Here is an 8,087-nt window from a genome sequence, read left to right as displayed (position 1 = left end):
CGCTGCCGATCCCGGACGGGACGACGCCGCAACAGCTGCGCGCGCTGGCCCGGCCGGACGCGTCCGCCGTGGCCCGGCTGGCGGCGCCGGACCGCGAGGGCTGCGGGGGCTCACCCGGCCGCCAGCCGCCGCCGGCCCACCCGGGCGAGGCCCGCGCCCGCCGGGACCGGGCTCGCCCGGGTGACCACGCGCCAGGCGGTCCAGGCGACCGCGGGCGCGGGCCTCGCCCTGATCGTGGGCGAACTGGTGTCCGGGCAGCGCTGGTACTGGGCCGTCGGCGCGACCTGGTGGGTCTTCGTGGCCACCGCCTCGCGCGGCGAGACCCTGGTACGCGGCTTCCGCCGGGTCCTCGGCACGCTGCTCGGCATCTGCCTGGGCTTCCTCCTCGCCGTGCCCGTGCACGGGGCGCCCGTGCCGACGGCCGTCCTGCTCGCGGTTGCCGTCTTCGGCATCTTCTACTCCGCCCCCGTCTCCTACACCTGGATGATGCTCTGGGTGACCGTCCTCGCCGAACTGCTCTACGGCCTCCTCGGCGTCCTCACCCCCGGTCTGCTGGCGCTGCGCCTCGGCGAGACCGCGGTGGGGGCGGCCGGCGCGGCGCTCGCGGTGCTGTTCGTGCTGCCGGTCACCACGCACGCCACCACGGACGCGTGGATCCAGCGCGCCCTGCGCTGCGTCCACGCCTGCACGGCCGAGGCCGCGGCCCGGCTCGCCGGCTCCCCGACGGCCGACCCGGCGCCCCGCGTGGCCGAACTGGAGCAGTTGCTCGGCCGCGTCCGGCTGTCGGTGGCCCCGCTGGTCCACCCGCTGAACCCGCTGCCGGCCCGCAAGCGGCGCGCCCGCCAGGTGCTCGCGCTGCTCGACGACTGCGCCCGGGAGATCCGCGGCCTGGTCGCGGTCGCCGCCGACCCCGAGGCCTCCCACGACGCCCGCCTGGCGACGGCCTGCGGGCGCGTGGAGGCGGCGGTGGAGGCGCTGACCGGGGGCGCCGCGGCGACGACGGTCGCCCCGGCGGAATCCCCGGCGTCGCCCGCGCTCGCCCACGTGCACTCTCTCGAGCGGGCCCTGGCAGCGCTCGCGGAGCCGCTGCGCGCGCCGTCGTACGGGATGTGACGGGGCCTGCGGCGCATGCCCTCCGGACGGACGGCGGACAGGCGGCCGCCGCGTGAGGCGTGATCCGCAGGGCGAGCCCCGTGACAGGCCGGGCGGTTGGATGATCAGGCGGCGTCGGCCGGCTGCGTCCGGCCCTCCTCGGCCTGGGCGGTCTTCAGCAGCAGGGCGAGGGCCGTGCCGAGGAGGCTGAGGGCGGCGAGGGCGTAGAAGGCGGGAGGCGTTCGCCGAACCCGCCCCGGAGGTGTCGATGGCCGAGATCGCGCGCCGGGCCCAGGTGGGCATGGCCACCCTCTACCGCAACTTTCCCGGCCGGCGCGAACTGCTGGAGGCGCTCTACGCCGACGAGGTGGACCAGATCTGCGACGCGGCCACCATCGCGCCCGGACAGAGTCCCGACGCGGCACTCGTCGCGTGGCTGCGCCTGCAGATCGCCTTCCTCCCGGACAAGCGGCTGATCGTCTCCGAGCTGCTGGAACACACCGACGGCAACGGCATCACCAGCCACCGTGCCCGCGCCGTCGAAGCAGGCCGCCCCTTGCTGGCCGCGGCCCAGAAGGCCGGGCGGATCCGCGACGACCTCACGCTGGAGCAGATCTTCGACCTGATCGTCGCCATCGCCAAGCTGAACGAATCTCCCGAGTACCTGCAACCCCTGTTCGAAACCGCGCTGGCGGGCCTGCGCGTTCCCCGGTCCCCGTCCTGAGGGCCGTCCGCGAGGCTCGTCGGTGGTGGCCGAGCCCGGCGGTGCGGGTCTCCGGCAGCCCCTTTTTGGCGGCGGGACCGCGAGAACGGGGAAGAACTCCCGCCCCACGCCGCCCTCTTGGTCTAGACCGGCGGCCGGGGGCTGCTACCGTCGGCGCGGGACCGGCTCGATCGAGAGGGGACAGCGGTGGCACAGGGCGGCGACAGCGCGGGCGGACGGCGGGCCTTCATCGGCTCGTTCACGGCGGCAGGAGGGCCGGGGCTGGTGACGGCCGAGGTCGCGCCGGCAGGCGGCGCCCTCACCCTCGTCTCCGCCGTGAACGACGTGCCGGACCCCTCCTACCTGGCCCTCTCCCCGGACGGGAACATGCTCTACGCGGTCAGTGAGACGGCCGAGGGCGCCGTCGCCGCCTACCGGGTGACCGGCGGCCGACCGGAACTCGCCGGGCCGCCCGTGCCGGTGGACGGCAGCGGCCCCACCCACCTCGGCCTGTACGCCGGGCACGTGCTCACCGCCAACTACGGCTGCGGCAGCGTCACCGCCGTGCCCCTGCGCCCCGACGGCACCCTCGCCGCGAAACCGTCCGGCCGGCTCCAGCACACCGGCTCCGGCCCGCACGACCGGCGCCAGCGCGGCCCGCACGCCCATCAGGTGCAGCCCGACCCGAGCGGCCGCTGGGCCGTCAGCGTCGACCTCGGCACCGACTCGGTGCGGGTGTGCACCCTGGAGGCGGGCACCCCGGCCCTGCACCGCGAGTGCGCGCTGCGGCCCGGCTCCGGGCCCCGCCACCTGGCCTTCCACCCCGACGGCGAACACGCCTACGTCGTCAACGAACTCACCCCGACGGTGACGGTGTGCCGCTGGGACGCCGCGAACGGCTCGCTGAAGCCGCTCAGCGAGGTCCCGCTGCTGCCGGGCGCCCCGGCCGGCGACGCCTACCCCTCGGGGATCGTGGTCTCGCCCGACGGACGCCACGTGTGGGCCGCGACGCGCGGCGAGGACGTCCTGTCGGTGCTCGCCGTCGAACCGGACGGGCTCCGCCCGCTGGCCACCGTGCCCTGCGGCGGACACTGGCCCCGCGCCCTGGCCGAGCGCGACGGCTTCCTGTACGTGGCCAACGAGCGCTCCGGCGACGTCAGCTGGTTCACCGTGGACGAGGCGACCGGACTGCCCCGGTACGACGGCTCGGTGCAGGTGGCCGCCGCCTCCTGCGTCGTCTTCCGGTGACCGCCGCCGGGAGCACGCGAAAGGGCCCGCCCCCGCAGGAGCGGGCCCCGTTCGTCGGGCCGGGCGCGGTCAGCGCACCGGGGTGCCCTGGGGCTGCTGGGGGGCGATACCCAGGGCCGTCGTGTACTTGGCCAGGGCCAGCTTGCCGATCGCGGGGTACGCGCCCAGCGGCTCGGCCGCGGCGCAGCCCGCCTCCTCGGCGGCGGCCGTGAGCAGCGCCGCGTCGATCTCCGGGCCCACCAGGTACGGCGCGAGCGCCAGCTGCTGCGAACCGGCGGAGCGCAGCTGCTCGGCCACCGAGGAGATGGAACCCTCCTGGTCCAGGGCCGCCGCCATCACCGGCACGGCCAGGCGCGCGGCGAGCAGCATGCCGGTGATCCCGGCCGCCTGCACGGCCTCCTCGCCGCCCACGGAGGCCAGGATGATGCCGTCGGCGGCCGTGGCCACGGTGAACAGCCGGGCGCGGTCGGCGCGGGCCAGACCCGCCTCCGACAGCCGCACGTGCAGTGCCTCGGCGAGCAGCGGGTGGGGGCCGAGGGCATCGGTCAGCTCGGCGGCGACCCGGCTGTCCATCACCGACTGCCGGATCTGCCGCAGCAGCGCGCTGTCCGGACCGGCCAGCAGCGGGACGACCACGGCGACCGGGCCGTCGGGCTCGCTGACGCCCTCGACCCCGGCGGCGACGGCCTGCTCGTAGCGGGCCGTGCGCTCCTCGGCGGCGCGCGCCAGCACCGACCGCAGTGTGGGGAACTCGTTGTCGTCGTCCCCGTCCAGGTAGCCGATCCGGGCGTCCAGGCCCGGCAGCTCGGAACGGGCGATGCTCACGACCTCCTCGGCGAGGCCGCGAGTGGCGGCGCTGGGCACACCGGGCACCGCGAGGACGAGCGCGGGCGCACCCTCGGGAGCCACCAGCGGTTCCGGTCGGCGGTGCCGTCCGGGCTGGCGGGGTCGCGGCATTCGAACAGGCAGGCCGGACGCGGGTCCAGTGGAGGAGCTCATGGCGCCGCATGTTACTGGCTCACCGGGCCCTCCTGTTCGGGGAGGGGGCAGGTGAGCGGTATCCGTCCGGTTTTGTCCGATCGCGTACGGTGGCGGCGACGACGTGCAGCATCGCCGGTTCACCCGGCAGCGTGAGCCGCCCGGCGGCCAGCTCGGTCGCGATCCGTACCGCGCCGTGCAGCGGGTCGCCCTCGGGGAGCACCTGCCGGGCGTGCGGCAGCCGACGCGCCAACTCCTCGCGCAGCGGGACCATGAGCGCGTCGCCCATTCTGGACAGCCCGCCCGTGAGCGCCACTTCCGGCCGCCCGTCCGCCGGGCAGACGGCCGCGGCGGAATCGGCCATGTGCCGGGCCGCCGCGCGCAGGATGTCCGCCGCCACCGGGTCGTGCGCGGCACACTCGGCCACCAGGGGCGCGAACGAGGCCAGTACGGCGGGCCGGTCGGTGCGCGGATAGACCAGGCCCGGCAGCCCGCGCACCGGCCCGAACCGCTCCTCGGCGCACCTCAGCAGCGGGCCGGAGCCGCCGTCGCGGCCGTCGTGGGCGCGCAGCGCCGCCTCCAGGCCCGCCCGGCCGATCCAGGCGCCGCTGCCGCAGTCGCCCAGCAGATGTCCCCAGCCGTCGGCCCGCCGCCAGGCGGTGAGGTCGGTGCCGATGGCGATCAGCCCGGTGCCCCCGGCGAGCACCGCGCCCGGCCGGGTGCCGAGCGCGCCGGCATAGGCGGTGACGGCGTCGGCGGCCAGCGCCGCCCGCGCCACCCCCAGTTCGCGGGCGAGGGCGCCCGGCAGTTCGGCGCGCAGGGCGTCGCCCAGGGTGGCGAACCCGGCGGCGCCGATGACGGCCGTGCCCAGTTCGTCCACACCTGCCCGCGCCGCCAGCTCCCGGGCCAGCGGCACCAGTCGGGTCATCAGATCGGCGGGGTCGATGCCCCGCGCGCCGGTGCGGACCGGCTCCCGGGTCTCCCGCTGTGCCGAGGGCGCCCGGCCCGGAACGCCGACGGCGACCCGGAGGCCGGAACCGCCGGAGTCCACGGCGAGATACCCGGCGACCGTCATGGCAGACGCCAGTCCACGGGCTGTCCGCCCTGCTGGATCAGCAGGTCGTTGGCCCGGCTGAACGGCCGTGAGCCGAAGAACCCGCGGTCGGCCGACATGGGCGAGGGGTGCGCGGACTCCACTGCCGGCAGCTTCCCCAGCAGCGGGCGCAGATTGCGGGCGTCACGGCCCCACAGGATGGACACCAGCGGCTTGCCGCGGGCCGCCAGCGCCCGGATCGCCTGCTCGGTGACGTCCTCCCAGCCCTTGCCTCGATGGGCGCCCGGGCTGCGCGGCGCGGTGGTCAGCGCCCTGTTCAGCAGCAGAACGCCCTGCTGGGTCCAGGGGGTGAGGTCGCCGTTGGACGGCTGGGGCAGCCCCAGGTCGTCGTGCAGCTCGCGGTAGATGTTGATCAGGCTCGGCGGCAGCGGTCGTACCTCCGGGGCGACCGAGAACGACAGGCCCACCGCGTGCCCGGGGGTGGGGTAGGGGTCCTGACCGACGATCAGGACCCGTACCTCGTCGAACGGTTGCTGGAAGGCCCGCAGGACGTTGGTCCCGGCCGGGAGGTAGGTGCGTCCCGCGGCGATCTCCGCGCGCAGGAAGTCACCCATCTGGGCGATCCGTCCGGCCACGGGTTCCAGGGCCTTCGCCCAGCCCGGTTCGACGATTTCATGCAAGGGTCGTGGTGCCACGGGCGTCACCCTACTGCCGTGAACCGGTCGGTGATCAACCGATGACCGGAACACGGCCGGACCCCCGGCCCTCGCCACTTCCGTACGCGCGGCACGTTTCCCCCGTTCTCCGCCGGCCCCGCCGTCTTCTCTCCCGGTGCGCCGTCAGCCGACCAGCGCGGCACGCACGCACAGCACGTCCGGCAGGTGCGCGGCCACCTGCCGCCAGCTGTCGCCGTCGTCGGCCGAGGCGAACACCTCGCCGTTGCGATTGCCGAAGTACACGCCCGCCGGGTCGGCGTCGTCGGTGCACAGGGCGTCCCGCAGCACCGTGCCGTAGTGGTCCCCGGACGGCAGGCCCCGGGTCAGGGGCTCCCAGCTGTCGCCGCCGTCGGCCGTGCGGAAGACCCGGCAGCGGCGGCCGGCCGGGACGCGGTCGCTGTCCGCGTTGATCGGGAAGACGTACGCCGTGCCGCTGCGGCGCGGGTGCGCGGCCGCCGCGAAACCGAACGTGGACGGCAGGCCCGCGCCGATGTCGGTCCAGTGCGCGCCCGCGTCGTCGCTGCGGTAGACCCCCCAGTGGTTCTGGAGGTAGAGCCGGTCGGGGTCGGCCGCGTCCCGGGCGACCTTGTGCACGCACTGGCCGAACTCGGGGTCGGGGTCCGGCAGGAACACCGCGGACACGCCCGAGTTGGACGGTGCCCAGCTCGCCCCGCCGTCGGTGGTGCGGAACACCCCGGCGGCGGAGACGGCGACCGTCAGCGCGGCCTTGTCGCGCGCGTCCGTGAGCACCGTGTGCAGCCCCTCGCCGCCGCCGCCCGGCACCCAGCGGGAGCGGGTGGGGTGCTCCCACAGCGGCCGGACCAGTTCGAAGCTCTCGCCGCGGTCCGCCGAGCGGTACAGCGCGGCCGGTTCCGTGCCCGCGTACACCACGTCGGGTTCGGCGGCGGCCGGGTGCAGCTGCCAGACGCGCTCCAGGGAGGCGCCGGTGTCCTCGGGGAACCTGACGGCCGGCCGGGGCGGCTCGGTCCAGGTGCGGCCCAGGTCGTCGGAGTGGAACACCGACGGCCCCCAGTGGGCGCTGTCGCCGCCCGCGAGCAGCCGCGGGGTGCCGGCCCGGGTGTCGATCGCGACCGAATAGACGGCCTGCGCGGTGAAGTACGGGCTCTCGTCGAACTCCCAGGGGCCATGGCCCCGCCGCCGCCCGATGAACAGCCCTTTTCGGGTGCCGACCGCCAGCAGTACCTCGGTCATGCCGATCACCTCCGGGACGCCTTCGTCCAGGTAGTCGTCAGTTGTCGGCCAGTTTGCACCCCACCACTGACAGTCTCCCCTGGAACAGGCATCGCCCCAGCTCACAGGGGTGTCGGCGGCCCCGGAGGGGGAGCGGCCGGTTCCGTTCCCGCATGTGCCTGCGGTAAGCGGGCGCCTCGTGCGACCGTCGGGGTGACGGTTTGTCACGGGGGCCGGCGGTCCGGCCGGTCGACGGGTTCGTGGGGAGGACGGCGGTGCGCGGTCCGAGGGTGTGGCTCTGGCGCTGGCGGCGCAACCCGCTCAAACGCCGGGCGGACGTCGTGGAGGGCTGGGTGGTGCTGGGCGTCTGGCTGCTCACCGTCCTGGCCGGGTCGCTCGCCGGGATCACGGTGGCCCGCTCGATGGCGCACGGGCTGGCCCACCAGCGGGCGGACCGGCGCCCGGCCGCCGCCCGTCTGGTCGCGCGGGCCCCACAGGCGTCCCAGAGGCGCAAGGACCCGTCGCCCGGCGAACGGGTCTGGGCCGAGGCGCGCTGGACGGCGGCCGACGGCTCCGCCCGCACCGGCCGGGTCCGGGTGGTGCCCGGCAGCGCGGCCGGCACCCGGGTCACCGTCTGGACCGATCGCCGGGGCCGTCTCGTCGGCAGCCCCGTCACTCCCGATCAGGCCGCCCTGCGAGCCGCCCTCCTCGGTGGCCTGGCGGGCGCCGCCACCGGGCTCGTCCCCTTCACCGGCGGCCTGCTCCTCCGCGTCCGCCTCGAACGCCGCCGTCTGACCGCCTGGGACGCGGAATGGGCCCGGCTGGGCCCGCGGTGGGGGCGCATGGTGTGATCCGGGGGCCGCTCTCGGCGGTGGCCCCGCCGTCGGCAGGCGGGTGCGCGGGGCCTTCCCCCGCGCCGGCCGCGGCACCCGCCGAGACCGCCGCCCGCCGCACACGCTGCGCCGACGGACTCCCCGCCCTACGACACGCGCCCTGTCCTGCGACACGCGCCTTGGCCTACGACGCACTCCCCGTCCTACGACACGGGCCCTGCCGCCCGGTGCACGCCCTGCCGCCCGACGCGCGGCAGGGCGTGCACCGGCAG

Annotated in this window: 7 protein-coding genes and 1 pseudogene; 4 read left to right on the top strand and 4 right to left on the bottom strand. The window is 76.2% G+C overall.

Annotated features, from left to right (window positions below; translation table 11 throughout):
* Window positions 1-126 precede the first annotated feature (126 nt).
* From FRZ03_RS12780 to FRZ03_RS12770, 3 genes and pseudogenes are all read left to right on the top strand, one after another.
* A pseudogene (locus FRZ03_RS12780) lies at window positions 127-1,113 on the top strand (FUSC family protein); the annotation flags it as partial.
* Between the two features lie 241 nt (window positions 1,114-1,354).
* Window positions 1,355-1,816, top strand: a complete 462-nt coding sequence (locus FRZ03_RS12775) for a TetR/AcrR family transcriptional regulator (RefSeq protein WP_398660218.1) — start codon at window positions 1,355-1,357, stop codon at window positions 1,814-1,816.
* A gap of 186 nt (window positions 1,817-2,002) precedes the next feature.
* On the top strand, window positions 2,003-3,043 hold the full coding sequence (locus FRZ03_RS12770; RefSeq protein WP_146465265.1) for a lactonase family protein: 1,041 nt from the start codon (window positions 2,003-2,005) through the stop codon (window positions 3,041-3,043).
* A 69-nt stretch (window positions 3,044-3,112) separates the two neighbouring features.
* Here the strand turns inward: FRZ03_RS12770 and FRZ03_RS12765 are convergent, their stop codons facing one another.
* The 4 genes from FRZ03_RS12765 to FRZ03_RS12750 form a co-directional block, all read right to left on the bottom strand.
* A complete protein-coding gene (locus FRZ03_RS12765) occupies window positions 3,113-4,042 on the bottom strand; it encodes a sirohydrochlorin chelatase (RefSeq protein ID WP_146465264.1) in 930 nt (309 codons plus the stop codon).
* Window positions 4,043-4,061: 19 nt separating this feature from the next.
* Window positions 4,062-5,096 carry an N-acetylglucosamine kinase gene (locus tag FRZ03_RS12760; protein WP_146465263.1) on the bottom strand — a complete coding sequence of 345 codons (1,035 nt, stop codon included), beginning with the start codon at window positions 5,094-5,096 and terminating at the stop codon, window positions 4,062-4,064.
* Window positions 5,093-5,770, bottom strand: coding sequence for a uracil-DNA glycosylase (locus FRZ03_RS12755; RefSeq protein WP_146465262.1), 678 nt, complete (start codon window positions 5,768-5,770; stop codon window positions 5,093-5,095). The genes FRZ03_RS12760 and FRZ03_RS12755 overlap by 4 nt, the downstream gene beginning before the upstream one ends.
* A 144-nt stretch (window positions 5,771-5,914) precedes the next feature.
* Window positions 5,915-7,003, bottom strand: coding sequence for a WD40/YVTN/BNR-like repeat-containing protein (locus FRZ03_RS12750; RefSeq protein ID WP_186785391.1), 1,089 nt, complete (start codon window positions 7,001-7,003; stop codon window positions 5,915-5,917).
* A 254-nt stretch (window positions 7,004-7,257) separates the two neighbouring features.
* On the opposite strand from FRZ03_RS12750, the gene FRZ03_RS12745 reads away from it, so the two are divergent.
* Window positions 7,258-7,833, top strand: coding sequence for an Rv1733c family protein (locus tag FRZ03_RS12745; RefSeq protein ID WP_315902640.1), 576 nt, complete (start codon window positions 7,258-7,260; stop codon window positions 7,831-7,833).
* The last annotated feature ends 254 nt before the right edge of the window (window positions 7,834-8,087 follow it).

Source organism: Streptomyces misionensis, from assembly GCF_007896895.1.
Lineage (GTDB): Bacteria > Actinomycetota > Actinomycetes > Streptomycetales > Streptomycetaceae > Streptomyces > Streptomyces misionensis_A.
This window is presented reverse-complemented; position numbering and strand designations above follow the sequence as displayed.

Coding starts and splice junctions, on each gene's coding strand:
- FRZ03_RS12765 (WP_146465264.1), bottom strand. CDS start 4,042: ATGAGCTCCTCCACTGGACCCGCGTCCGGCCTGCCTGTTCGAATGCCG.
- FRZ03_RS12760 (WP_146465263.1), bottom strand. CDS start 5,096: ATGACGGTCGCCGGGTATCTCGCCGTGGACTCCGGCGGTTCCGGCCTC.
- FRZ03_RS12750 (WP_186785391.1), bottom strand. CDS start 7,003: ATGACCGAGGTACTGCTGGCGGTCGGCACCCGAAAAGGGCTGTTCATC.